Origin of the sequence: Citrobacter sp. Cpo069 (genome assembly GCF_030332785.1) — a bacterium.
In the GTDB taxonomy this organism is placed as follows: Bacteria; Pseudomonadota; Gammaproteobacteria; order Enterobacterales; family Enterobacteriaceae; genus Citrobacter; species Citrobacter portucalensis.
In genome coordinates this window covers 118882-143452 of record NZ_JAOWHD010000060.1, presented here as the reverse complement: position 1 = coordinate 143452, position 24571 = coordinate 118882, and the positions used below count along the sequence as shown (strand labels likewise).

Annotated in this window: 25 protein-coding genes and 1 pseudogene; 16 read left to right on the top strand and 10 right to left on the bottom strand. The window is 50.0% G+C overall.

All coding sequences use genetic code 11. The features are described from left to right. Positions 1–4 precede the first annotated feature (4 nt). From OGY08_RS19430 to OGY08_RS19400, 7 genes and pseudogenes are all read left to right on the top strand, one after another. Positions 5–247: pseudogene (locus OGY08_RS19430) on the top strand (hypothetical protein); the annotation flags it as partial. A gap of 122 nt (positions 248–369) precedes the next feature. Beyond that, complete coding sequence (locus OGY08_RS19425) at positions 370–750, top strand: DUF7370 family protein (RefSeq protein ID WP_286566370.1); 381 nt, start codon at positions 370–372, stop codon at positions 748–750. 172 nt (positions 751–922) lie between these two features. Then, positions 923–1273 (top strand): hypothetical protein, encoded by a 351-nt coding sequence (locus OGY08_RS19420; RefSeq protein WP_286566368.1) that lies wholly within the window; start codon positions 923–925, stop codon positions 1271–1273. A 2-nt stretch (positions 1274–1275) separates the two neighbouring features. Continuing rightward, positions 1276–1740: an HK97 gp10 family phage protein gene (locus tag OGY08_RS19415; RefSeq protein WP_286566366.1), complete on the top strand. Its 465-nt coding sequence runs from the start codon at positions 1276–1278 to the stop codon at positions 1738–1740. Continuing rightward, positions 1737–2120 (top strand): phage tail termination protein, encoded by a 384-nt coding sequence (locus OGY08_RS19410; protein WP_286566364.1) that lies wholly within the window; start codon positions 1737–1739, stop codon positions 2118–2120. The genes OGY08_RS19415 and OGY08_RS19410 overlap by 4 nt, the downstream gene beginning before the upstream one ends. Before the next feature lie 62 nt (positions 2121–2182). Next, entirely contained in the window at positions 2183–2926 is a 744-nt protein-coding gene (locus OGY08_RS19405; RefSeq protein WP_286566362.1) for an Ig-like domain-containing protein, read from the top strand. Between the two features lie 57 nt (positions 2927–2983). After that, positions 2984–3652: a DUF6246 family protein gene (locus OGY08_RS19400; RefSeq protein ID WP_286566360.1), complete on the top strand. Its 669-nt coding sequence runs from the start codon at positions 2984–2986 to the stop codon at positions 3650–3652. A 13-nt stretch (positions 3653–3665) separates the two neighbouring features. Here the strand turns inward: OGY08_RS19400 and OGY08_RS19395 are convergent, their stop codons facing one another. Further along, on the bottom strand, positions 3666–3878 hold the full coding sequence (locus OGY08_RS19395; protein WP_072060406.1) for a YlxR family protein: 213 nt from the start codon (positions 3876–3878) through the stop codon (positions 3666–3668). 114 nt (positions 3879–3992) lie between these two features. On the opposite strand from OGY08_RS19395, the gene OGY08_RS19390 reads away from it, so the two are divergent. Together OGY08_RS19390 and OGY08_RS19385 are read left to right on the top strand one after the other, a co-directional pair. After that, positions 3993–6800 carry a tail protein (tape measure) gene (locus OGY08_RS19390; protein WP_286566357.1) on the top strand — a complete coding sequence of 936 codons (2808 nt, stop codon included), beginning with the start codon at positions 3993–3995 and terminating at the stop codon, positions 6798–6800. Further along, complete coding sequence (locus OGY08_RS19385) at positions 6778–7218, top strand: hypothetical protein (RefSeq protein ID WP_286566355.1); 441 nt, start codon at positions 6778–6780, stop codon at positions 7216–7218. Before OGY08_RS19390 ends, OGY08_RS19385 begins: the two co-directional genes overlap by 23 nt. 32 nt (positions 7219–7250) lie before the next feature. On the opposite strand, the gene OGY08_RS19380 is transcribed toward OGY08_RS19385, so the two are convergent. Then, a complete protein-coding gene (locus tag OGY08_RS19380; protein ID WP_286566353.1) occupies positions 7251–8372 on the bottom strand; it encodes an acyltransferase family protein in 1122 nt (373 codons plus the stop codon). 89 nt (positions 8373–8461) lie between these two features. Further along, on the bottom strand, positions 8462–9238 hold the full coding sequence (locus OGY08_RS19375; protein ID WP_191222501.1) for a LexA family transcriptional regulator: 777 nt from the start codon (positions 9236–9238) through the stop codon (positions 8462–8464). Positions 9239–9334: 96 nt separating this feature from the next. Here OGY08_RS19375 and OGY08_RS19370 point away from each other — a divergent pair, with 96 nt between their 5' ends. From OGY08_RS19370 to OGY08_RS19360, 3 genes are all read left to right on the top strand, one after another. Then, complete coding sequence (locus tag OGY08_RS19370; protein ID WP_286566351.1) at positions 9335–9511, top strand: Arc family DNA-binding protein; 177 nt, start codon at positions 9335–9337, stop codon at positions 9509–9511. A 73-nt stretch (positions 9512–9584) separates the two neighbouring features. After that, positions 9585–10169, top strand: a complete 585-nt coding sequence (locus tag OGY08_RS19365) for a BRO-N domain-containing protein (RefSeq protein WP_353622341.1) — start codon at positions 9585–9587, stop codon at positions 10167–10169. A gap of 62 nt (positions 10170–10231) precedes the next feature. Continuing rightward, entirely contained in the window at positions 10232–11005 is a 774-nt protein-coding gene (locus OGY08_RS19360) for an ORF6N domain-containing protein (protein WP_286566347.1), read from the top strand. Between the two features lie 507 nt (positions 11006–11512). On the opposite strand, the gene OGY08_RS19355 is transcribed toward OGY08_RS19360, so the two are convergent. The 4 genes from OGY08_RS19355 to nhaB all read right to left on the bottom strand — a co-directional run bounded on the left by OGY08_RS19355 (position 11513) and on the right by nhaB (position 15714). Further along, positions 11513–12628: an acyltransferase family protein gene (locus OGY08_RS19355; RefSeq protein ID WP_286566434.1), complete on the bottom strand. Its 1116-nt coding sequence runs from the start codon at positions 12626–12628 to the stop codon at positions 11513–11515. A 417-nt stretch (positions 12629–13045) separates the two neighbouring features. Next, a complete protein-coding gene (locus tag OGY08_RS19350) occupies positions 13046–13387 on the bottom strand; it encodes a TehB family protein (protein ID WP_003020940.1) in 342 nt (113 codons plus the stop codon). Positions 13388–13497: 110 nt separating this feature from the next. After that, entirely contained in the window at positions 13498–14028 is a 531-nt protein-coding gene (gene dsbB, locus OGY08_RS19345; protein ID WP_125362604.1) for a disulfide bond formation protein DsbB, read from the bottom strand. 141 nt (positions 14029–14169) lie between these two features. Further along, a complete protein-coding gene (gene nhaB, locus OGY08_RS19340; protein WP_008785014.1) occupies positions 14170–15714 on the bottom strand; it encodes a Na(+)/H(+) antiporter NhaB in 1545 nt (514 codons plus the stop codon). A gap of 236 nt (positions 15715–15950) precedes the next feature. Here nhaB and fadR point away from each other — a divergent pair, with 236 nt between their 5' ends. Further along, positions 15951–16670 (top strand): fatty acid metabolism transcriptional regulator FadR, encoded by a 720-nt coding sequence (gene fadR, locus OGY08_RS19335; RefSeq protein ID WP_003833559.1) that lies wholly within the window; start codon positions 15951–15953, stop codon positions 16668–16670. 102 nt (positions 16671–16772) lie between these two features. Here fadR and OGY08_RS19330 read toward each other — a convergent pair whose 3' ends face one another. After that, the gene (locus OGY08_RS19330; RefSeq protein ID WP_003833557.1) at positions 16773–18305 is read right to left on the bottom strand and encodes a SpoVR family protein; all 1533 of its coding nucleotides are present in this window, start codon (positions 18303–18305) and stop codon (positions 16773–16775) included. A 322-nt stretch (positions 18306–18627) separates the two neighbouring features. Here OGY08_RS19330 and OGY08_RS19325 point away from each other — a divergent pair, with 322 nt between their 5' ends. Beyond that, positions 18628–19926, top strand: a complete 1299-nt coding sequence (locus tag OGY08_RS19325) for a D-amino acid dehydrogenase (RefSeq protein ID WP_125362603.1) — start codon at positions 18628–18630, stop codon at positions 19924–19926. Positions 19927–19938: 12 nt separating this feature from the next. Then, positions 19939–21009: a catabolic alanine racemase DadX gene (gene dadX / locus OGY08_RS19320; protein WP_003833552.1), complete on the top strand. Its 1071-nt coding sequence runs from the start codon at positions 19939–19941 to the stop codon at positions 21007–21009. A gap of 104 nt (positions 21010–21113) precedes the next feature. Here dadX and OGY08_RS19315 read toward each other — a convergent pair whose 3' ends face one another. Further along, positions 21114–22847, bottom strand: a complete 1734-nt coding sequence (locus OGY08_RS19315) for a potassium/proton antiporter (RefSeq protein ID WP_125362602.1) — start codon at positions 22845–22847, stop codon at positions 21114–21116. Between the two features lie 97 nt (positions 22848–22944). Then, entirely contained in the window at positions 22945–23859 is a 915-nt protein-coding gene (ldcA, locus tag OGY08_RS19310) for a muramoyltetrapeptide carboxypeptidase (RefSeq protein ID WP_125362601.1), read from the bottom strand. A 98-nt stretch (positions 23860–23957) separates the two neighbouring features. On the opposite strand from ldcA, the gene emtA reads away from it, so the two are divergent. Beyond that, positions 23958–24569, top strand: coding sequence for a membrane-bound lytic murein transglycosylase EmtA (emtA, locus tag OGY08_RS19305; RefSeq protein WP_016153365.1), 612 nt, complete (start codon positions 23958–23960; stop codon positions 24567–24569). Positions 24570–24571 lie beyond the last annotated feature (2 nt).

Sequence of the window (24571 nt, the reverse complement as noted above, 5' to 3'; positions counted from 1 at the left end):
AGATATGGCACTGGTTAAAGTGATTAGCGATAACCTTTTCTCCGGTGCCAATCTCCAGAAACTGGAGGTTGGTGCAAAGGTGGAAGTAAGCGAAGACACCGCGAAAAAGTGGAAAGCCGCTGGCCTGGTGGAAATCGTATCCGGTGGTGATCGCAATCTTGAAGTCGCCACTCCGGGCGATAATCCTGCAGAGCAGGCAGAGCAGGCAGAGCAGGCAGAGCAGGCAGAGCAGGCAGAGCAGGCAGAGCAGGCAGAGCAGGCAGAGCAGGTAGAGCAGGCAGAGCAGGCAGAGCAGGCAGAGCAGGCAGAGCAGGCAGAGCAGGCAGAGCAGGCAGACACCACCGCTAAATCGAAAAAGGCGAAATAACCATGGCTGACCCAATCACAGCGGCAGACGTGCAGGCGTTCCTCGGTGAATTGGGTTACTCCATTCCGGGCGCGCTGCTGGAGCCGATTCTCTGCGTGGTGAACAAGGTAATCCCGTGCCTCGATGGCGCAGGCTATGACGAGTGCACCGCGAAGTTGATCCTGATGTATGCGGCGGCGCTAATGGCGACATCGTCAGGCGCTCGACGCATCAAATCGCAAGGCGCGCCGTCTGGTGCGTCACGTTCATTCGATTATGGTGCCGACAGCATTACCTGGCTGCGTGATTCACTGGAGAAACTCGACACCAGTGGTTGCACCAGTGAGCTGCCAATCAGCGCGGGTAATTCTGTCGGGTTCTTTGCTGTCGTCGGGGGCTGCTGATGGAATGGCAACCGGTAACGGTGAGCAAGCCAAAAGCGTTGTCTCGCGTATGGGTGCAAACGGACACCGGGCGGGAGACTACCGGCTACGTGAAATCGGACGGTGAGTGGCATATCAACTGCCCGCGCATCCGGGCGACTGGCGCGAAGGTGCTGCGCTGGAAGGAGGGCTGATGTCATCGGTAGCGAACTGGAGCTATACCGCGACGGCGACCATCTGGCGAAAACTGGAAGGCAATGACGAATACGGCGATCCGCTGGGCTATTCCGAGCCTGAGCAAATCCTCTGTGATTACGAGGGCGGTCTCAGAGAGAAGTTAGCCAGCCTGGGCGCTGAAATCGTCGTGAAGAACACCGTCTGGACGGAGTTCGCGCTGGCGTCCGTGGGTGATTATCTGCTGATTGGTGTATCTACCGAGGCCGACCCGGTTGTAGCCGGTGCCGACGAGGTGCGGCAGGTTATCCGGTACGCTGACACGTTCGAGCGCCTAGCGGATGATTACGCCATCCTGACGGGAGTGTAGCCATGGGAATCAAGGTGAAAGGCATCAGCCAGGCGAAGAAGCACCTGAACGATGTCATTAACGACGTAAATGGGCGCAAAGTTATCCGCGCTTTGCAGTCTGCGATGATTCTTATCGGTGCCCGAGCGGCCTATTACACTCCGATCGACACGTCCACGCTGATTAACAGCCAGTTTCGGGAAATCGACGCTGGCGGCGTACTCATCACCGGTCGTATTGGTTACTCGGCTAACTATGCCGCGTACGTTCATGAGGCATCAGGCAAGCTGAAAGGCCAGCCGCGCGCGCACTTCGGTGTAACCAGCAATCGTTCGTCAGTCGGCCCGCAGAAACCGAAAGAATTCGGTGGCGGGACAGGAAAGGGCAACTACTGGGATCCGCATGGTGAACCGCAATTTCTGACCAAAGGCGCTAATGACGAGCGCGATAACGTTGACGCGGTGATGCGCAAGGAGCTTTCGCTATGACACCCATGATGCACGAGCGGGTGCGCAACATGTTCGGCGACGCAGGGCTAACTACCGGTTTCACGGTGCAGCAGCTGATGTACCACGACCCGGACGACCTGTCGAAGGCGGTCATGGTATTCAGGCCAAACGGCGGTTCGAATATTCGAACTGACCTCGGCTCTGAGTATCACGTCCTGGTCGACGTGGTCGGCGCAAAAGATAAGCGCAAAGACGCGCTCAGTGCTGTGCAGCGCATCGTCGATTACGTCCAGGCCAACCCCATGGCTGACGAGTGTGTCGGCTACATCCAGAACATGGGCGCAATACCCGCGCCGGTGCTCACAGAAGAAGGGCGAATAGTCTTCCGACTCCAGTTCGCCTGCACTTACGGCGAATAGCCATCCCAACCAAATAACCCGCTCCGGCGGGTTTTCTTTTATACGTCAAAGAGGAGTTTCACATGGCTAATTGCCAGAACTCGAACGAGCGCCTTTTCGGCGGTGCGGTCGTGCTGGAAGTCGCCGATGGCTGCCCGGATGTCAAACCACTTGAATCTGAGTGGAAGGCGCTGGCGGCTGGTACGTCGAAAGGCTTCGACTTCAACCCTAACTCGGTTACCTCTGATGCGGATGACGGCGGCGGCTATGTCGAGACCATCATCACCAACAGTGACTTCACGCTGAGCTTTGAAGGCGAGGTGCGTAAGAAGGACAAGCTGGATCAGTACGGTGTCGGCAAGTTCATCAAGTATTTCGCTGATGAGCTGAAGGCTAAGCGCCAGCCAGGTATCTGGGTGCGCATGGACTACGGTCCGATTGAATTCATCGGCTACATGAACATTAACGCGTTGAGTTCTGATGGTGGCACTAACGATATCGTCACGTTCTCTACTGAGTTCAAGGTCGGTGACGCGAGCACTATCGAAGTGAACGAAATCACTGCGGTAGCGGTGACTGGCGTTACGGTAATCCCGACAACCAGCACCGGCACGGCAGGTGGTACCAGCACCTTCACGGTGAATATCGCACCAACCGGCGCAACCAACAAAGACTTCACTGTAGCGACTACCGACGCCACCAAAGCAACGGCCACAGCAACTGGTTCAACCGTTACGGTAAACCGTGTGGCGACCGGCAGCGCGCAGATCATCATCAACACCGAAGACGGCAACTTTGTGGCTGCGCACACGGTTACCGTTACCTAACGGACATTCCAAAGGGCGGCGTGCTGCCCTTGATAATGACCGTTCACTGGAAGGCTTATGACCGCTTTAACCGATATTGGCGAACTCTCTATAAGCGACAGCCGCACCGGCGGGAAAGACTACCTGCTCCGGCCTTCATTTGAGGCTATGACCAGGATCGGCACTCCGGAAGAGATTGTGCAGACGTACGCCACCATCCACGGCAATGATGTTGCTCAGTTGATTGAGGTGTGCGCAGGCACACTGGGGAGCTTTCCTGAATGGCTGTCTCCTTCTTTCAATCGCGCAGCTGAGAAGCTGTTATCGACGTGCATGCTTGTGCTGCAGGCGTGCTGTGATGATGACCTGACGCCTATGATCGGCGAGTGGAAAGGGTGGCGGCACTGCGTCGTCTACCGCCCGGGACAAATGCCGAAGAACGACATCATCGTACTGGCGCAGCATCTCATGCAGCACGGTGTCGTCGGAAAGGCAAAGGTACGCCAGTTGCAGCGCCACGAGACTGGCGAGCGCACAACAGAGTTTAAAGCATTCGACTACATCAGCGCGGCGCGTAGCCACTTCGGCATGAACCGTGTCGAAGCCTCCCAGTTAACGATGACCGAATTTCAGATGCTGCTGTCGGCGAAGTATCCAGACCAGAAAGGATTTACGCGTGAAGAGTACGAAAGCATCGCCGACGAATACCTGGCAAAACAGGCTGCACGTAGAAAGAAAGCCCAATAAATTGGGCTCTATTTTAGAAAACCAACGTTAAATGCTCTCTACCAATCCGAGCTAAATCGCTGACGTTCATTGGTACTCGGCCCCTAACGTCGATTTTAATGTGACCACCGGCATTAGCTACGGTTCTTATTAAGTCAGAAATATTCATTGGAATTGGACAATCGGCAGTAATTTCTAAATGAACTCCAGTTCTGGCTATATCACTAATATTCATTGGTAACGGCATAAATCCTCCATTGTTTTAAAAACAGCAATCATTTCAGCACGTTCATTACTTCTCTATTGTGATGAACCTTAAGATTCAGCGAAATACCATCGTCAGTACTATTTGGAGAATGACATGGCAGGTGAAAAGAACGCCGGTAGCATCGTTTATGAAATCAGCGCCGACGTTGAGCCGCTGCTGCAGGGCGGGAAACAGGCCATTGATGCTCTGGATAAACTGGACACTGCTGCCCAGCAGTCCGGCAAAGGAATGGATAGCCTCGACCAAAGTACTTCGCAAACTGGTGCTGCATTCACCGAATTGGCTGGTTACGCTAACTCCATGGATAACCAACTGCGAAAGCTGAACACTAATGTGAGCGGCATTGCCCGGGCAATGGAAGAGGCGCGTAGTGGTACTGGTGGTGCAAGTAGCGAATTCAGTCGTGCTGAGTCTATTGTTGAGGCGCTTGGTAACCAACTCGCAGTGCTTGACGAAGCGCAGGAGAATGGCGCGCGTAGTGCCGCAGTTCTGGCTGCGCAGTTGCGTGCAGGGTCGAAAGCCACCGACGAAGAGAAGCAGAAAATCGGTGAGCTGACTGGTCGTCTGTATGACATGAAGACAGGCGTTGAAAATGGTGCAAAAGGTACTGGTAGCTGGAAAACCAGCATGCAGCAGGCCGGGTACCAGGTTCAGGACTTCATCGTGCAGGTGCAGGGTGGGCAGTCTGCGCTGGTGGCGTTCGCTCAGCAGGGCTCGCAACTCGCTGGTGCATTCGGTCCTGGTGGTGCAGTCGTTGGCGCCATAATAGCGCTTAGCTCTGTGCTGGCTGGCGTGCTAATTACTTCTCTGAATGGCGGTAAGAACGCCATGGATGCGCTGAAAGACGCAGCCGAAGCGATGGATAAGGTAATCACCATTTCCTCGCAAGGCGTGGCCGCACTTTCAGACAAATATGCCGCGCTGGCGCGTGTAAATGCTGACGTTGCAACACTGCTCCGTAATCAGGCGCTGCTGGAGTATAACCAGGCCATCTCAAAGATTCCGAAGGCCATTAGTGACGCGTCTGATGCTTTCATTACGTTAGGCGATCGCGCACTGGCGGCGGTAGGTGGGGCGTCTCCAAGCATCAAGAAATTTAACGATGAGCTTTCTGCGCTTGGTGTTACCACCACAGACTGGAGCCAGGCCATTCAGCAGGCCAACAGCCAGGGTCAATATGCCTCTGGTATTGTGAATTCGCTTTCCTCAACGGTGAGCACCCTTTCTTCTCGCCTGGGCATCAGCAAGCAGTCAGCGTTTGATCTGGCAAGAGAACTATCAGACCTTAGCAATAACCCGTCCCCGGAAGCACTTCAGGAACTGGCGAAAAAACTCCAGGAAATGAAGTCATCCTCAAAAGATGGTCAGTCAGCCATTGCTGAGTTGGCCGGTAAGCTTGTCGATCTGGCGAGAGAGGCGGCCAACGCGAAGATCAACGTCGACAGCCTCAACAAGTCCACTGACAACCTCACGGCCGGGCAGAAGAACATCATCAAGCAGTCTGAGCGAAACCTTGCTCTGTCCAAACTACAGGGCGAGGCCCGCGCGCGGCTGCAGGCGCAATACGCTGCCGAAGATGCCGGGTTTGCGAAGGATGATCCGCACGCTAAGCAGATGGAAGATGATGCTGCCGCTACGTACAAGAATACGCAGGCGCAGAAGACACTTCAGTCCGGGCAGAAAAAAGGCGCTTCCCAGGCGGATTCTATTGCTCAGAAACTAGCGAATCTGAAACAGCAGTCAGAACTTGCCGCCGACTCAACCAATAAGCTGAGTCGTGAACAGGCGATGCTCAATGCTGAGCAGTCTCTTGGAAAAGGAGCTACTCAAGCGCAGATCGCAGAGGCTCGCCAGTATGCTGCTGCAAAATGGGACACTGCCAACGCCATAAAGGCGCAGGCGGCTGCGGAGAAACTTCTCCCTGAGGCACGCGAGAACGCCAGTTACAGGCAGGATGTAGAGGATCTTAATACCGCTCTGGCTGCGAAGAAAATCAGCCAGGACCAGTTTAATCAGACATCCGAGAGATTGGAGGCTACTCACCAGGCAAACCTGGCAAAAATCCGCGCCCAGCAAGCGGTAACTCCACAGCAAGATGCGGTCGGTGGCGTTGACCCTGTTCAGCAACTGGCGAACGAGAACGCCCGCAAGCTAGCGCTCATTCAGGCATTCGAACAGCAGGGGCTTATCACTCATCAGAATGCACTTATGTTGCGCGCTACTGCTGACAGGGAGTACGAGCAGGCTCGCATTTCTGCGCAGTGGGAGATATGGAGAAATCAGAGCCTGGGCAATGAAATGCTCGCCGCTAGCTTTGAATCCCTTGCAGGCAATGCTTCCAATGCTTTCACAGGGATCCTGACCGGAAGCATGTCTGCTCAAGAGGCAATGCAATCTCTAGCAAGCAACGCGCTGAATAGCCTCATCAATGGCTTTGTGCAAATGGGTGTTGAGTGGGTTAAATCCGCGATCACTGGCAGCAGTGCGCAGATCGCCGCCACAGCGGCAACAACATCAGCGGCTGTCGCAGGAACGGCGACAACCACGGCAGCGAGCGTTTCATCTGCTGCGGCAACCACCGCGGCATGGACTCCAGCGGCTATCGTCGCATCTATTGGTTCTTTTGGTGGTGCGGCGGCCATTGGTATCGGTGCTGTCATAGCTGCAATGGCGATGGCTGGAGGAATTGCTGGTAAACGCAAGAACGGAGGCCCGGTATCAGCTGGCTCGATGTACCAAGTCGGCGAAAGTGGCATGCCTGAGATTTACCAAGCCAGCACCGGCAAGCAGTACATGATCCCCGGAGACAACGGCAAGGTCATCAGCAACAAAGACCTGGGCGGTGGAGGTGGTCAGATACAGGTTTCAATACAATTTAATGATTATTCTTACTGGAGTTAATAAAAGCTCGTTTACTAACACGCGATTTACTAATAATGGTGAAGGTGGATGCCGCATAGGTGGTAATAGCCGTAACATCGCATTTATGGGATGCTTGTTCGGAGAGGGTGGTATAGAAAACGATGGCCCAACTCAACAGCGTGGCATTAACATCGAAGATACAAGCACATCAATTGTTGTATTGAGCAGCACATTTAGTGGAAACACTGTCTCTAACATTGGTGGTTCATCTGGTACGTATCGCGCTTTTGCTAACTTTGGTGTTACTGACACTCCATCTTTGTTATATGGGACAACTGCTCAGAGGCCTGTCTCTCCAATTGTGCCAGTTGAATACTACGATACAACGCTAGGCCTTCCTGTTTGGTGGAACACAACAACATCTACATGGAAAAGAGCTGACGGTACGAATACATAAACTTAAAAAAGGCGCTTTTTAGCGCCTTTAAATTAAGATAATCTTTTAGCTATAGAATGACCTATGTTTATAAACGGTTTTTCTATTGCGTTATATATCAAGTAAGATAGGCTTATAGCAATTGTGATCGATGATATATAAATGGCAAGCGATCTATGTTCAGTGCTAACACCAATGATGGAACCGTAAAACTCAATAAACTGTATAACAGGAACATGGATAAGATAAAGTGAATATGATATCCCACCAAGAGCAACAAGTGATTTGTTGAATGAAATTATTTTATTACTTTCTAGAATGATAACACTTAAAACAATCAGAAATGCAATGTATGCGGATCGTGTCAATCCATGGCCTTCAGATACTCCATTAAGCCAAAAAACAAACATCATTCCAAGAGTGAAAACGCATAAGCTGTTAATAATAACATTATTCATTCTTTTGTGTCGAAGTAAAGGCATTGCCTCTGATATAATCATCCCTAAAATGAAATCGTATACTATAGGATTACCTATGAATCCTATGTGAGAAAATAACCCTGTTTTTGCAATATTGAATGATTGAGCGTCAATTACCACTGAGTGATTAAAGTAAAAAGAAAGAATTGTACTTATAACAATTAAAAAACATGATGTGATTAACGCTCTATATTTTATGCTTAATGACATGGATATTGCGAAAATAAAATAAAAATATATCTCGTACCCAAGTGACCATGAAACAATTAGCGTTCCCCACCCATAATATGGCGGTAGAGTTGAGCCATCTAAAGGGATGAGAAGAAATGATTTTATAATATTATTTATAGAAAAAACACCACCCCATGATACGCCTGTGTAAATATTGTGGTAAAAAAGAAAAACATAAACGCTTAATACTATTGCGTAAACAGGATAAATTCTAAAAAATCTCTTTACAAGAAATGAAGCGGTATTTCTTAAAGATGTTTTCGTAAAGTTTTTAGTTGAGTATGATATTATAAATCCGCTTATTATAAAAAACAATTCAACTCCAAATATAGCATTCGCGGTTATCCTGTCCATGAAAGAACCAGGATCTACTTGCCCGAAAAGACCTCTATTATGACCAATAGCTACAGCAAGAGCTGCAATTCCACGAAGAGCTTCTATTCCGTATAATTTATCTGTTTTCATCAAGTAATATAGTTAGTAGTTGATAAAATTGTTGCTGGAGTCTACCACCAAGAGCTTGGATGATCGACCAGTTAGTCGTTAAAGCCCACTCAGGTGGGCTTTTTGTCGCTTTCTTCTTTGGGTTTTGCGATTTTAGAGGTTTGATGAGGTTCCTCGTTTTCAGAAAGAATATCTCTCATCGGCTTGAGTCGCGCTAATGCCGGAAGTGTTGAAATGATACCTACGGCTGGGATAACACTGACACTTATCTCTCTTAGAGAGATGTTGCTAAATGAGTCAACAGGATAATTTTTGTTTAATGGCGTCAGCGTTATTGATTCAAGGCTCGGGGAATACTTCCTGAAGACTGTTCGTGGAGGCGGGGCATTGTGTAAATGCACTAAAACATAATCACCACCGCGCGCTGGAATGCTTGGATCTAATATGACAATTGTCCCTCTTGGGAAACTGTATTCGTTAGCTTCAGAGCTGGTCATTGAGTCATCTTCAATTCTTATGGCGAACGCAGAGATACCCACTTCAAATCCGATTGTGATGTGTTCTTTGATAAAGGCATCATCAAGTGAATTATCAATATATTGATAAACCAATCCAGGCTTCAGGATAGGAACTCGCCTGGAGTCAACATTAGTGACATGTTCACGATAGTTTCCAGAATCAAGACCGCCTGCAAGCCAGTCAGGACTAACCCCAAAAGCCTCAGCAAGCTTCATTAAAACCTTTAACCTTGGTCTGGATTCGCCAAGTTCATAGGCCGCAATCATTCTCTGAGCAACGCCTATTAAGCCAGCTAATTCATTTTGGGTTAGCCCTACCCGTGAACGGCAAATGAGCATTCTTTTTTTGAAATCATCATCAAACTTCATCAGAGAGACCCTGCTTGCATTAATAGCTCTAAAAACTTCTTTACAACTTCATTTTAAGAGATATGATGTAATTGTTGATACATAAAAGGTGGTTATATGATGAATAAAGACGTTAAGCAGGTCAACCCAATTCAGCTTAGGTTGCCAACAGAGAACAAAAACTGGATCGCAAGCAGTGCAGAAAAAACTATGCGCACCATGCACAGTGAAATTGTGTATCGCCTGAAATTGCTTCAGGAACTCGAGGAGAAGGGCGTTGTTACTATCCAGTAAAAATAGCGAAGCCCAGCAGTGCGCTAACACTAACCGGGCCTCTATGTCGGAAACCGTATGCAAGGAAACCAACATGAATATGGTAGCAAAATCAGATTACAACTTCCACGGTGTGAGTCTTTCTCCTGTTGATAAAGTTCCAGGTATCTGGCTGACATCAACAGATGTTGCAAAAGCTCTTGGTTATAAAAATACAAAGTCAATTACCAACTTGTTTAACCAGAATGCAGATGAGTTTTCTGACGGAATGACTCAGGTCATTGAATCAGTGACCTCAGGGAATTACCGCAAAAAGGTACGTGTATTTTCCCTGCGCGGCGCACACCTGATTGCGATGTTCGCCCGTACCGAGGTGGCCAAAGAATTCCGTCGCTGGGTTCTGGACATTCTGGATCATGAAGTGGAAATCAACATGCCGGTGATTAACGAACCGTCAATTCGAGAAACTCACGCCTACAACGTCAACGCATTGGCTAAGCACTATGAAGTCATGTACCAGGCATGGAAGAATCAAATTTACCCAGCATTACGAGCAATAGAATCACCACTTGCAACTCGTCTTTGTGATCGATTCAAGGATGGAGCAATTTTCATGATGTATGTGCAAAAGGGGGCTGAAAAGCAATTAGAGAAAGGGGAAGTAGCAAGGCTGTCATAAAAGAAAAGCCGATAGTTACGAGCTACCGGCTTCCATTGAAACTTGTCATAAGGGTCCAACCAATGACTTCATTAAATTTAGCAGTTCATGAACCAAATGTCGATCCCCAGCCGTTACCAGTTATTGAATGGAAGGGGTTGCGCGTTGTTACGACTGAAACGCTGGCCGCAGGTTATGGTTCTGATGAAGCTAACATTAGGAAAAACCTTTCGCGCAACGCCAGCCGCTTCATTGAGGGAATTCACATCTTCACCATCAAAGGCCAAGAACTGAAAGATTTGCGAGCGACTAATAGTCACGCACAAATTTCGAGCAAAGCCCGCTCCGTTGTTTTTTGGACCGAGAAGGGCGCTGCCCGCATGTCTAAGATTGTCGACACAGACGAAGCGTGGTCTTTCTTCGAGCGGCTGGAAGACTCATATTTCAGGCCAACTCCAGTGATTGGTATCCCGCTTACTTACGAAGCAGCCCTTGAAGACCTGCTGGTAAAAGTTAAGGAAAACCGCATCATCACAGAGCAGCGTGACCGAGCCGTGAAAGAGAAGGTTTGGATTGCTGAAAAACGTGAGGCAACGGCCATGGCTACAGCATCAGCAGCTGTTCGCGCCAAAAACAAGTTGGCCGAACGCGTAGGGGAGGGTAAGAACTTTGCCGCCATTATCCCGGTAGAAAAGAAGTTGGGTAAGAAGTTCAAATGGCAGCCGCTTCGTAAGTGGTGCCGTGAAAACGATGCCACGCTGCATGATGTAGATGACCCTAGATTTGGATCGGTTAAGTCTTGGCCTCGAGCCGCTTGGCTTGCTGTGTATGGCGTTGATTTACGCAAGATATTTTAATCAGCCGAATGTTCGGCCAATCTCCTGAGAATTCAGGACATCACAAACCTCGCTCCGGCGGGGGGGGTTATTTCCATGATAATGAAGCTACCTCATGAGACAAAAGTGGGACACACAAAGCTTTGTGTCGGCTTGAAAGGCTTGTGTTCTTCTGGTGGGAGATATGATGGGGCATGGATGGGGTATAAAACGGCACTCGTTATAAGGTGAACTTAGACGACTGATGCTTTCGACGACTCTGAACATCTGTTATTTGGTGCGCTCTTGGACGATCTTTGTCGATTATGAAAAATACATGGTCATAGAATGGCATACCTGATTCAGTTATTGTTCCCCGCGGGTCTACTTCGGAGCGCCCCACAGCACCAGTTAGTGGTCAACAATACTATGACACTCCAATAGGCCTTCCAATTTGGTGGAACATCACAACTTCTTCTTGGAGGCGGATTGACGGAACAACCACTTTAATAAAGATGCCCTCACAATATTGTTGAGGGCTTTTCATGCTTAAGTAGTTTTATTCAATGATGATTCTTTTATCTTGTTTATCAATTTTCTTGCTATTGCACTGGATGGCTTCTCTATTAGCTTATGCATAATTACAGCAACAGTTATAGAGATTGCTATAATAACAAAATACCTTCTCCATCCTGAGCTTTGTGTATAAACAAATAAAGCATTGGAATACCTGTCAGCTATGTTAATAGTTACTATATGCGAAATGTAAATAGAGTATGATATATTACCAAGATATACCAATGATCTTGGGTATGAAATCTTCCCAATAAAATCATAGTGAAGAATTGCAATGAAAAGGAATAGTGCACCTATTGCACCATGTGTTAGTCCATACCCATATCTAAACATTGATATGAATGCAGTAAATCCGAAGCATAAAAATATTGGGGCTAGAAGATTCATAGCTGAACATATTTTACCGTAATATTGTGAATTAAAAAATTCAGCAATAAGCATGCCGATTATAAAATCAAAAATTATAGGGTTTGACGCAAAAGCAAAAGCTGAAAAATGACCTCTATTTGTTACTGTTGCGCTTTGTGCATCAAGCGTTAATCCACCATTAAACCAAAGTTGCAATAAAAGTGAAGTAATTAATAAAATTGAAGAGCATGCTATAGTTCTGTATCTTGATGTTATTAATAGGGTTACGCTAAAAATAATGTAAAAATACACTTCGTATGTAATAGTCCACGCAGGAACTATTAAGCTGTATCCATAGAAAGGAGGCTTGTCATAAGGATTCAATGGAATTAAAAGAAAACTTTTTATTATATCATTGAATTTTATATAACCAATTGAATTGTGATTATCGTATATTACAACAAAGACTACGAACGCAATAAAACAAATATAATATACCGGGAATATTCTTAATATCCTTTTAATTGCAAAATCAGAAAATCTAACAATTCTGCTTGAAATATTTCCTTTTGTTGTATAAACCATAATGAACCCACTTATAAAGAAAAATAAATCAACAGCAAATGGTGAGTTTTGTGTAAGTATGTTTATAGCGCCGCTTATGCCTGCAAGGTTATTTATAATTATAGAATAGTGAGAAAATACAACAATCATTACGGCAAATGCCCGTAGACATTGCACCCCTTCTAGTTTTTTATTTTGTGATGTATTTAGATGTTCCAATTACATTCTCGCTATAAATAATACTTTAAGATTATAGTCATTGAGTTTACCACTAAGAGATTGGATGATCGACCAATTAGGCTCATTAACATATGCTCTTGAGGAAAAATTGAACATGTAAAAGCAGTATCACCTTGTGGGGGCGCATGTTTTTCAAAGGTGAGATGAAAGAGGGGGCGATGGGGCATGGATGGGGCAAAAAATTAGCGCAAAACAACTCAAAACCTCGGAAGGTGGTGATTCGTCTTGCGCTAACACTCTGCTTTACGACTGCTTTCTGCTCACTTCGACGCACTATAAATTAATAGTGCCGCCTATTCTGAACAAACCTTCATGGGCGGACTAAGCCGCCCATCGATTAGCAGGCGTTAAGGCTTAAGACTTTTTCGCCTGATACATCTCATCGCCATGGTTGTCATCTTCAACCCAGAAATTGATGTTGAATTGGGCGTCGTCGCTTAATTCAACGCGATGCCAGTACTGCGGCGGACTGGTCGCAAACTGACCGGCATTAATCACCACTTTTACTTCAGGCTCTTTTGCGTCTTCATTGGCAAAGCCGTAATACGTTACCGTACCTTCCATCACACAAAGCTGGCCAAAAACGCCTGCTGCAGTGTTATGGTGAGAAAGAAGTGCTGCCGGGACGTTGTCTTTCGTGAAGAAGGGAGTAGAGCGTTTAACTTTCCAGTTTGCCGGGATGCGTAAATGGGACATAAGACATCTCCTTGGTGTGGCATCTATAAGATGTATTTAATATACATCTTATAGATGCCAGCAGGCAATGAATTTAAGGCAAAAAAAACGCTCCCGAAGGAGCGTCTCTGTTAGCGACCGAAGAGATCACGTTTTTTCGGTTTGAACGGCTGTGCTATCACTACCAGCGCGGCGACCACCAGGTAGGCGGCGAAGATCCCCAACAGCCACTGCGGCATTTCCAGGGTTAAAAAAGACCACTGGCGCTCAGCACAGTCACCGGACGCTAAAAACACCTGCGGCAGCCATTTGTCCAGTGGCAGCCAGCTTGGGAAGCGTGCGGCAAAATCACAGGTCATAAACGGGGATGGGTGCAGCTGAATCATGGTGTGCTCATACGCTAACTGAAGTCCGCGCCAGGCACTGTAAATCCAGATTATCATCGCCACATAGCGCAGTGGTGTTTTTGGTGCGATAGCACCCACCAGCCCTGCACCCATCACGCCAAATAATGCGCTACGTTCGTAAATACACAACACGCAAGGTTTTAGCAGCATGACGTGCTGGAACCACAGCGCGACGAGCTCCAGCGCAAAGGCGGTTAACGCCAACAATAACCATGCTCCACGACCTCGGGAGCACTGGTTTAAAAATCGCAACATAATCATTTCCCTGCAACATGCGTAGAGACCGCAGTTTAAACCAATTCACTTTATGCGCCACTAGCGGGAATTGAAAATTTGCGTAATCGGATATTTATCATGCAAAAAGTCAAACCGGGCAGTGATTTGCCCGGTTAATTGTTATGAAAGTGTAGCTAACCAGCCCGTTTGGGTCATCCACTCGGTCACCGGAACTAGCGTGAACTCGACGCAAAGCAGGCCGACGAGCGTCAGGACGAGAGTATAAGGCAGGGCCATCCACACCATGCGACCATAAGAGAGGCGAATCAACGGCGCCAGTGCAGAGGTCAGCAGGAACAGGAATGCAGCCTGGCCGTTTGGCGTGGCCACCGAAGGCAGGTTGGTCCCGGTATTGATCGCCACCGCCAACAGCTCAAATTGGTTAAGGCTGATGGTCCCATGTTCCATCGCGGCTTTGGCTTCATTGATATAAATCGTACCAACAAAAACGTTATCAGAGATCGAAGACAGCAGGCCGTTGAAGAGATAAAACAGCGTCAGTTGTGCATGTTCAGACGACTGCAAAACAAACTGAATAATCGGTGAAAAGAGCTGTTGATCGATAATCACCGCGACAATAGAGAAGAACACGGTCAGCAGCGCGGTGAAGGGTAGCGACTCGGTAAAGGCTTTACCTATCGCATGTTCGTCGGTGACACCGGTCAACGAGGTTGCCAGAATGATGACCGACAAACCGATTAATCCGACTTCTGCCAGATGCAGGGCCAAAGCAACGACCAGCCAGACGCCAATAATCGCCTGGACAATCAGTTTGATTTTGTCCTGGCGGGTACGTTGTTGGCGGCTCTGATCGTCAAACTGTTGCAGGACATCACGGACGGTCTCCGGCAGCGTTTCGCCATAGCCAAACCAGCGCAATTTCTCGACCAGTACACAGGTTAACAGGCCGCAAATCAGTACCGGGACGGTAACTGGCGACATGCGCAGGAAGAAGTCGCCAAAATGCCAGCCAGCCGCTTTGGCAATAATCAGGTTTTGTGGCTCGCCCACCATGGTCATCACGCCGCCTAACGCCGTACCGACACCCGCGTGCATCATCAGGCTACGCAGAAAACCGCGGAACTGCTCAAGAACGACCTTATTGTGCTGATCGATATGGCTGTCATCGAGCATGTTGTTGTCTTCCGCGCGAGAAGAAGCAACGCGATGGTAGATACCATAAAAACCGACCGCAACGCTGATTACCACGGCAACGACGGTCAGCGCATCGAGGAACGCAGAGAGGAAAGCGGCTGCAACACAAAAAGACAGTGACAGCAGCGTCTTGGAGCGAATAGTGAGCAGCAGACGCGTGAAAATGAACAGTAATAACTGCTTCATAAAGTAGATGCCTGCCACCATAAACATCAGCAGCAATAACACCTCAAGGTTTGCGGCAACCTCTTCACGCACATGCGTGGCGCTGGTCATACCAATAATGACAGCTTCGATAGCCAACAGCCCGCCTGGCAGCAGTGGGTAGCATTTTAACGCCATCGCCAGCGTGAAAATGAACTCGGCCACCAGCAACCAGCCGGCGATAAAAGGGTTGATGAAAAAAATAATCGGGTTAACGACTAAGAAGACAAGCAGTGCAAGTTTGTACCAGTCTGGTGATTGACCTAAAAAATTGCGCCACATAGCGCGGCCCCATGATAGCTCCATGGTGATTTCCCTACCTTTAAAAATGAAATCATGTTTTTATGTTTGACCGCAAAGCTTAGCGGGAGGAGGGAGTACAGGCAAGCTATTCACGAGACTGGCAAGGTTGGCTGTACTGTAGCGTTATTTGGAAAATGAAGCCTTGATCCACTTTTTCTTCATTGCGTCAGCTATCAGCTAAGATACCCATCTGGTATGATGTGTGTAACTATGTTTTGCTGTGTAATGGAATTTTTACTATGGTCATTAAGGCGCAAAGCCCGGCTGGGTTCGCGGAAGAGTACATCATTGAAAGTATCTGGAATAACCGCTTCCCACCTGGCACTATTTTGCCCGCTGAACGTGAACTCTCCGAACTTATTGGGGTGACACGTACCACGCTACGCGAAGTATTGCAGCGGTTGGCGCGAGATGGCTGGTTGACCATTCAACACGGCAAACCGACGAAGGTGAATAACTTCTGGGAAACCTCCGGGCTGAATATTCTTGAAACGCTGGCGCGTCTCGATCACGAGAGTGTCCCGCAGTTGATTGATAATCTGCTGTCCGTGCGTACCAATATTTCGACGATCTTTGTTCGCACTGCGTTTCGCCAGCATCCTGATAAAGCACAGGAGGTTCTGGCGACGGCAAATCAGGTGGCCGACCACGCTGACGCATTTGCCGATCTGGACTATAACATTTTCCGCGGCCTGGCATTTGCCTCCGGCAATCCGATTTACGGTTTGATCCTCAACGGTATGAAAGGATTATATACCCGCATTGGTCGTCATTATTTTGCCAATCCGGAAGCGCGCGCGCTGGCGCTGAGCTTCTACCGTAAACTGTCAGAACTCTGCGAGCAGGGCGCTCATGAGCAGGTGTATGAAACGGTGCGTCGCTATGGTCACGACAGTGGCGAAATTTGGCATCGCATGCAAAAGAGCCTTCCGGGCGATTTGGCGATTCAGGGCCGTTAATTGCTCAAAGCCGGATGGCGACGCCAAAGCGTCTTATCCGGCCTACAATGTGTGCACTTCGTAGGCCGGTTTAGGTGTTTACACCGCCTCCGGTAATAAGATTTACAGACCGTTCATCCTTGGCGGGCAACGCTCCAACAGCTCCACGCTGCCATCTTCATTCTGTTGCTCCAGCATCACGTCAAAACCCCAAAGCCGGTGTACGTGCTTGAGCACTTCTTTGCGTCCTTTATCCAGCGGTGCGCGATTATGCGGAATATAGCGTAAGGTGAGCGAACGGTCGCCACGCAGATCGACATTCCAGATTTGAATATTCGGCTCCAGGTTGCTGAGGTTGTATTGCGACGACAACCTGTTGCGGATCTCACGATATCCTTCCTCGTTATGAATCGCAGAAATCTCCAGGTAGTTGTGACGATCGTCATCCAGCACGGTGAACAGACGGAAATCACGCATCACCTTTGGTGACAGGAACTGGCTGATAAAGCTCTCATCTTTGAAATCGCGCATCGCGAAATGCAAGGTTTCCAGCCAGTCGGAACCCGCTATGTCCGGGAACCAGTATTTGTCCTCCTCGGTCGGCGACTGACAAATACGTTTGATATCCTGGAACATGGCAAACCCCAGGGCATAAGGGTTTATCCCGCTATACCACGGGCTGTTGTAGGGCGGCTGAAATACCACATTGGTATGGCTATGCAGAAACTCCAGCATAAACCGTTCGGTGACTTTACCTTCATCATAAAGGTGGTTCAGGATGGTGTAATGCCAGAAAGTGGCCCAGCCCTCGTTCATCACCTGCGTCTGTTTCTGCGGATAAAAATACTGGCTGACCTTGCGTACAATGCGCAGGACTTCGCGTTGCCAGGACTCCAGCAGCGGGGCGTTCTTCTCCATGAAGTACAGCAGGTTCTCCTGTGGCTCAGAGGGATAACGCCGGGCTTCCGCCACGGTTTTCTCTTCCTCTTTCTTCGGCAGCGTGCGCCACAACATATTCACCTGGCTTTGCAGATACTCTTCACGGCTTTTCTGACGGGCTTTCTCTTCCTGTAAGGAAATTTTTTGCGGGCGTTTGTAACGGTCAACGCCGTAGTTCATCAGCGCATGGCAGGAGTCGAGCAGCTTTTCGACTTCATCCACGCCGTAACGCTCTTCACACTGGGTAATATAGTTTCGCGCGAAGATCAGGTAATCGACAATGGAACTGGCATCCGTCCAGCTTCGGAACAGGTAGTTGTTTTTGAAAAAGGAGTTGTGTCCGTAGCAGGCATGCGCCATCACCAGCGCCTGCATGGTGATGGTGTTCTCCTCCATCAGATACGCGATGCACGGATTGGAGTTGATAACGATCTCATAGGCCAGCCCCTGCTGACCATGCTTATACAAGCGCTCGGTTTCAATAAACTTTTTACCAAACGACCAGTGAGGATAGTTGATCGGCATCCCGACGCTGGAATAAGCGTCCATCATCTGTTCGGAGGTGATCACCTCGATTTGGTGCGGGTAGGTATCCAGTCTGTAGAGTTTCGCCACGCGGTCTATCTCTGCCAGATAGACATCCAGCAGATCAAACGTCCAGTCGGGTCCATCGCTTAACCGTGTGCTGTCCTTGTTCATGGAATCAATCGTAGCCATTCGCGCACCCTCATTGTTGGCGGCACTCTCTGTCTGGAGTACCTCATGTCAAGCATAGATCATGGTGTTAAAAAACGTGCTGCGGCAGAAATTTTTTCTTTGCGATTTCACGTTAGCGAGGCGTCGAAAAATGGCATGGCCGCAAAATTTTATGCTGGATAAAAATAACGCACAGCAGGAGATGCCAAAGCGGAGAGTCCCCAGCTATCACCGCTATATGTGAGGTAAGTCACCATAAAAAAGCCATATGTTGAATAATATTTTCAACTGAGTTATCAAGATGTAATTAGATGATTGTTCTTTTACTGTTAACGGAGTGGCTATGCGAGTTGTCATACTGGGAAGTGGTGTCGTTGGCGTGACCAGCGCCTGGTACTTAAGTCAGGCTGGACACGATGTCACCGTCATTGATCGTGAGCCCGGTCCGGCACTGGAAACCAGTGCGGCGAACGCGGGGCAAATCTCTCCAGGTTATGCAGCACCATGGGCGGCACCAGGCGTACCGCTAAAAGCAATTAAGTGGATGTTTCAGCGCCACGCTCCGCTGGCCGTCCGTCTTGACGGAACCCAGTTCCAGTTGAAATGGATGTGGCAGATGCTGCGCAACTGCGACACCAGCCACTACATGGAAAACAAAGGACGCATGGTGCGACTGGCGGAATACAGCCGTGATTGCCTGAAAGCGCTGCGCGCTTCTACCGGTATCGAGTACGAAGGGCGCCAGGGCGGAACCCTGCAACTTTTCCGTACCGCTCAACAGTATGAGAACGCTACCCGCGACATCGCCGTGCTCGAAGACGCTGGCGTGCCATATCAACTGCTGGAAGCAAACCGTCTGGCGGAAGTCGAACCCGCACTGGCAGAAGTGGCGCACAAGCTGACCGGCGGTCTGCGTTTACCGAATGATGAAACCGGCGACTGCCAGCTGTTTACCCAGCGTCTGGCGCAGATGGCGGAGCAGGCGGGCGTTAAGTTTCGCTTTAACACCCCGGTCGATAAGCTGCTGAGCGATGGTGAGCAGATTTATGGCGTCCAGTGCGGCGAAGAGATAGTTAAAGCCGATGCTTATGTGATGGCGTTTGGTTCGTACTCCACGGCAATGCTGAAAGGGATCGTTGATATCCCGGTCTATCCGCTCAAAGGCTATTCGTTGACTATTCCGGTGGCGCAAGACGACGGTGCGCCGATTTCTACTATCCTTGATGAAACCTACAAAATCGCTATTACCCGCTTTGACAATCGTATTCGCGTTGGCGGCATGGCGGAGATTGTCGGCTTTAATACAGAACTGCTACAACCTCGTCGTGAAACGCTGGAAATGGTCGTACGCGATCTCTTCCCGCGCGGCGGTCATGTGGAGCAGGCAACCTTCTGGACCGGACTGCGTCCGATGACGCCGGACGGAACGCCGGTGGTGGGGCGCACCCGCTTTAAGAATCTGCTGCTCAATACCGGCCACGGCACGCTGGGTTGGACCATGGCCTGCGGCTCCGGTCAGCTGCTGAGCGATATCCTTTCTGGCCGCACGCCAGCCATACCTTATGACGATCTGAGCGTGGCGCGTTACAGTCCGGGGTTTACCCCCTCCCGTCCACGGCATTTACATGGCGCACATAACTGATAAGGACGTGAGATGACCCGCCCGATACTGGCCAGCATTGACCTGCAGGCGTTGAAACAAAATCTGACCATTACCCGCCAGGCCGCGCCGGACGCCCGCGTCTGGTCGGTGGTGAAAGCCAATGCGTATGGACACGGTATTGAACGCGTCTGGAATGCGCTGGGCACAACCGATGGTTTTGCCATGCTCAATCTTGAAGAGGCGATAACCCTACGCGAGCGCGGATGGAAAGGCCCGATACTCATGCTGGAGGGTTTTTTCCACGCCGAAGACCTGACGGTATATGACAATTATCGACTCACCACCTGTGTACACAGTAACTGGCAGCTAAAAGCATTGCAGAATGCGCGCCTGAAGGCGCCGCTCGATGTTTACCTGAAGGTGAATAGTGGTATGAACCGCCTTGGTTTTTTACCGGAAAGAGTTCCCACGGTCTGGCAACAGCTGCGGGCTATGCCCAACGTCGGCGAAATGACGCTGATGTCGCATTTTGCCGATGCAGAGCACCCGGAAGGTATCCAGGAGGCTATGGCGCGTATTGCGCAGGCGACTGAAGGGCTGGAGTGCAGACGGTCACTATCGAATTCGGCCGCCACGCTGTGGCACCCTGAAGCGCATTATGACTGGGTTCGTCCGGGCATTATTTTGTATGGTGCGTCGCCTTCGGGACAATGGCGGGACATCGCCAATACCGGCCTGAAGCCAGTGATGACGCTGAGCAGCGAGATAATCGGCATACAAACGCTGAAAGCTGGCGATCGGGTGGGCTACGGTGGACGTTACACTGCCAGCGGTGAGCAGCGCATTGGCATTGTAGCGACCGGCTATGCAGACGGTTATCCACGCCATGCGCCAAGCGGAACGCCTGTGCTGGTGGATGGTGTACGTACCGGGACGGTGGGGACAGTCTCAATGGATATGTTGGCGGTAGATCTGACACCGTGCCCGCAGGCAGGGATCGGGACGCCGGTAGAGCTGTGGGGCAAAGAGATTAAAATTGACGATGTGGCCACCGCCGCAGGTACGGTAGGCTACGAGTTAATGTGTTCTCTGGCGCTGCGCGTGCCAGTTGTGACGGTGTAACTTTATATAGCATTGCCTGATGCTGCTGCGTTTATCAGGTCTTCAGAGTCAGTGCATTTTGTAGGCCGGGTAAGGCGCAGCCGCCACCCGGCAAAACATCCGCTTTACTCATCCTCATCTTCAGCAACGCGAACACCGACCTTCAGCACTGCATTATCTTCCTTCTCGGCCACAGTCCAGATCATACCCGCGAATTCCACCTGGTCACCGACGACCGGCGCGGCACCAAGCAGATGCTGGACAATTTCACCCAGCGTTTGCTGCTTATCACGATACTCGGTGCCATCATCCAGGCCATAAATCAGTGCCACATCGGCATATTTTGCGCTGGCTTCAAGAATAAAATCACCGAAGAAGCGCTGGTCTAACGACACAGGTGGCGACTGGCTGAACAGCTTGCCAAGAGCCGGGAGATCGCGCTCGCGGCCAATAACACACAATACATCGCCTTCGCGAAGACGCGTACTGCCGGAGGGGTGAAACAGCACGTTGTCACGAAACAGGGCGGCTATTCGCGTTTCTTCCGGCATATGCAGGTCGCGCAATGTGGCGCCCACACACCACTTATCCGCGCTGAGCTGATAAACAAACTGCTCCCACGGGTTATCCGGATGAATATCCAGACCAATGCGCGACACGGGCCAGCCGACGGGAGGGACCACCACTTTGGCTTTTTTAGCAGCCCATGAAAGCGACGTTCCCTGAAACAGCAACGAGATAAGTACCACGAAGAACGCGACGTTAAAGAACAGGCGCGCGTTCTCCAGACCCGCCATCATTGGGAAGACGGCGAGGATGATGGGTACCGCACCGCGCAGACCCACCCAACTGATGAAAATGCGCTCGCGCAGATTGAAGCCGCGAAACGGCAGCAGTCCGGCGAAAACCGAAAGCGGGCGGGCAATGAATATCATCCACGCAGACAAAATCAGTGCCGGGATTGCGATAGGCAGCAGGTCGGATGGCGTAACCAGCAGTCCGAGCACCAGGAACATGGCGATTTGCGCCAGCCAGGCCAGACCGTCGAAGTTTTGCAGAATGCCAAACCGGTTGCGAATAGGGCGATTACCCAGCAGGAAACCACACAGATAAACCGCCAGAATACCGCTGCCTTCCAGCGCAGTGGTCAGGGCAAAAATCAGGATCCCACCGCTTAACGCCAATAGCGGATACAGTCCGGCAGGCAGCGAAATGCGGTTAATCATCTGCTGGAGCATATATCCACCGCCAAGACCGATAATGATGCCTAAGCCAAACTGCTGGATAATGTGCACCGCGAACATCCAGCTTAAACCGGTCTCGTGGTTTTGGATCATGGCGATGAGCGTGATGGTCAAAAACACGGCCATCGGGTCATTACTGCCGGATTCAATTTCCAGCGTAGAGCCAACGCGTTCGTTAAGCCCCTTACCGCCAAGCAGGGAAAAGACCGCCGCGGCGTCGGTTGAACCAACAATCGCGCCAATCAGGAGTCCTTCGATAAGATCCAGATGAAACAGCCACGCGGCCATCATGCCGGTGAGTCCGGAAGTAATCAGCACACCGACCGTCGCCAACGATAGCGCCGGGCCTAACGCAACGCGAAAAGAGCTGGCCTGGGTGCGCATCCCGCCGTCGAGCAGGATAACCGCCAGTGCCAGGTTACTCACCATGTAGGCGAATGGATAGTTATCGAAAGGTATGCCGCCTATACCATCCACGCCCGCTAACATACCGATAGCGAGAAATATCACCAGAATTGGGATACCGAGACGTGATGAGAATGAACTGAGTAAGATACTGCAGGTGACGAGAACGGAACCCAAAATAAAAAGGCTAATAATTGCTGCGGCATCCAACGTTCGGTTACTCCTGAATTACGCTGTTTCGTATTAATAAACCCTACCATAATAACGACAGAAACAGCGTTTTACTTAGCCCTATTAACCGCTTTTTTTACGATTTTAGTACCGAATGCCCACTTAAGGTGAGCTGAGTGCCGTTTTTATCATTTTTCAGCACCGCATTGGCTCCCAAAGGCAAGGTGACAGTGCGTTGTTCATGGCCAAAATCGAGGCCGCAGATCAACGGTACTGATAATCTGGCGCGCAGAAAATCACAAACTGAATCAAGATTGTAACCGGCATCGTAATCATTGGATGCGCTACCGCTAAAACTGCCGAGGATAATGGCGTTTTGCTGGGCCAGTATTCCGGCGTGGTACAGCTGCAGCAGCATACGCTCGACACGGAATGGATGCTCGTTAATGTCTTCCAGCACCAAAATGCCGTTTTTGATAGCCGGCATCCACGGTGTACCCATCAGCGAAATGATCATCGCCAGATTTCCGCCCCACAGTGTACCTTCAGTTGCGCACTGCGGACCCTCACCCTGCCATTCGAGGGTAAATTGGGCATTACGCAAAGCCTGCCAGAAATGGTACTCGGTGAATGCGTTCATTTCTTCGGCGCCGAAGTTCGCCGCCAGCATCGGGCCGCTGAAGCTAATCACATTCCCCTGTGCCAGCAGACCACACTGGATCGCCGTAAAATCGCTGTGTCCGCACAGCAGTAGCGGATCTTGTTGCTGGCGGGCTGCCAGCCCCTGCCAGTCAATTTCTGCCAGTAAACGGCTCGCGCCATAGCCGCCGCGTACCGCCATCACAATAGTATCGGGGGTTTTCAGATTAACGAGCGAGTTAACATCAGCAAGCCTTTCTGCCTCTGTACCTGCAAAACGCTGGCAGCGGCGCGCAATGACTGCTGAATTGTCGACCTGATGACCGGCCTCAGTAAGACGCGCAAGCCCACGTAAGGCAGCCTGCTGATTGATACAGTAGCCCGACGGGGCAATTAAGTGAAACCGGGACATGGCATTTCCTTGCTACAACTAAAACCAAATGTATATCATGCCGCGTAGGTATGTCGTTGTCACCTCAGCGACAGGTTCCGGCTATAAGGATAGATGACGTGAAATTGAGATGGTTTGCTTTTTTGGTTGTATTACTTGCGGGCTGTAGTTCAAAACAGGATTACAAAAACCCGCCGTGGAATGCTGAAGTTCCGGTTAAACGCGCAATGCAATGGATGCCGATCAGTGAAAAAGCCGGTGCGGCCTGGGGTGTCAGTCCACAATTGATTACCGCTATTATCGCCATTGAATCAGGCGGAAATCCGAATGCGGTCAGTAAGTCCAATGCGATTGGTCTGATGCAGTTGAAAGCCTCAACTTCAGGACGCGATGTTTATCGCCGCATGGGCTGGAGCGGAGAGCCGTCGACCAGTGAGTTGAAAAACCCCGAGCGCAATATCTCCATGGGGGCCGCATACCTGAGTATTCTCGAAACCGGGCCGCTGGCCGGGATTGAAGATCCGCAGGTGATGCAGTATGCGCTGGTAGTATCGTACGCCAACGGTGCGGGCGCACTGCTACGCACGTTCTCCTCCGACAGGAAAAAAGCGATCAATAAAATCAACGACCTCAGCCCGGATGAATTTATTGAACATGTTGCGGACAATCATCCGGCGCCGCAGGCCCCGCGCTATATCTGGAAGCTTCAACAAGCGCTGGATGTGATGTAGTT

Coding starts and splice junctions, on each gene's coding strand:
- OGY08_RS19425 (WP_286566370.1), top strand. CDS start 370: ATGGCTGACCCAATCACAGCGGCAGACGTGCAGGCGTTCCTCGGTGAA.
- OGY08_RS19420 (WP_286566368.1), top strand. CDS start 923: ATGTCATCGGTAGCGAACTGGAGCTATACCGCGACGGCGACCATCTGG.
- OGY08_RS19415 (WP_286566366.1), top strand. CDS start 1,276: ATGGGAATCAAGGTGAAAGGCATCAGCCAGGCGAAGAAGCACCTGAAC.
- OGY08_RS19410 (WP_286566364.1), top strand. CDS start 1,737: ATGACACCCATGATGCACGAGCGGGTGCGCAACATGTTCGGCGACGCA.
- OGY08_RS19405 (WP_286566362.1), top strand. CDS start 2,183: ATGGCTAATTGCCAGAACTCGAACGAGCGCCTTTTCGGCGGTGCGGTC.
- OGY08_RS19400 (WP_286566360.1), top strand. CDS start 2,984: ATGACCGCTTTAACCGATATTGGCGAACTCTCTATAAGCGACAGCCGC.
- OGY08_RS19395 (WP_072060406.1), bottom strand. CDS start 3,878: ATGCCGTTACCAATGAATATTAGTGATATAGCCAGAACTGGAGTTCAT.
- OGY08_RS19390 (WP_286566357.1), top strand. CDS start 3,993: ATGGCAGGTGAAAAGAACGCCGGTAGCATCGTTTATGAAATCAGCGCC.
- OGY08_RS19385 (WP_286566355.1), top strand. CDS start 6,778: ATGATTATTCTTACTGGAGTTAATAAAAGCTCGTTTACTAACACGCGA.
- OGY08_RS19380 (WP_286566353.1), bottom strand. CDS start 8,372: ATGAAAACAGATAAATTATACGGAATAGAAGCTCTTCGTGGAATTGCA.
- OGY08_RS19375 (WP_191222501.1), bottom strand. CDS start 9,238: ATGAAGTTTGATGATGATTTCAAAAAAAGAATGCTCATTTGCCGTTCA.
- OGY08_RS19370 (WP_286566351.1), top strand. CDS start 9,335: ATGATGAATAAAGACGTTAAGCAGGTCAACCCAATTCAGCTTAGGTTG.
- OGY08_RS19365 (WP_353622341.1), top strand. CDS start 9,585: ATGAATATGGTAGCAAAATCAGATTACAACTTCCACGGTGTGAGTCTT.
- OGY08_RS19360 (WP_286566347.1), top strand. CDS start 10,232: ATGACTTCATTAAATTTAGCAGTTCATGAACCAAATGTCGATCCCCAG.
- OGY08_RS19350 (WP_003020940.1), bottom strand. CDS start 13,387: ATGTCCCATTTACGCATCCCGGCAAACTGGAAAGTTAAACGCTCTACT.
- dsbB (WP_125362604.1), bottom strand. CDS start 14,028: ATGTTGCGATTTTTAAACCAGTGCTCCCGAGGTCGTGGAGCATGGTTA.
- nhaB (WP_008785014.1), bottom strand. CDS start 15,714: ATGGAGCTATCATGGGGCCGCGCTATGTGGCGCAATTTTTTAGGTCAA.
- fadR (WP_003833559.1), top strand. CDS start 15,951: ATGGTCATTAAGGCGCAAAGCCCGGCTGGGTTCGCGGAAGAGTACATC.
- OGY08_RS19330 (WP_003833557.1), bottom strand. CDS start 18,305: ATGGCTACGATTGATTCCATGAACAAGGACAGCACACGGTTAAGCGAT.
- OGY08_RS19325 (WP_125362603.1), top strand. CDS start 18,628: ATGCGAGTTGTCATACTGGGAAGTGGTGTCGTTGGCGTGACCAGCGCC.
- dadX (WP_003833552.1), top strand. CDS start 19,939: ATGACCCGCCCGATACTGGCCAGCATTGACCTGCAGGCGTTGAAACAA.
- ldcA (WP_125362601.1), bottom strand. CDS start 23,859: ATGTCCCGGTTTCACTTAATTGCCCCGTCGGGCTACTGTATCAATCAG.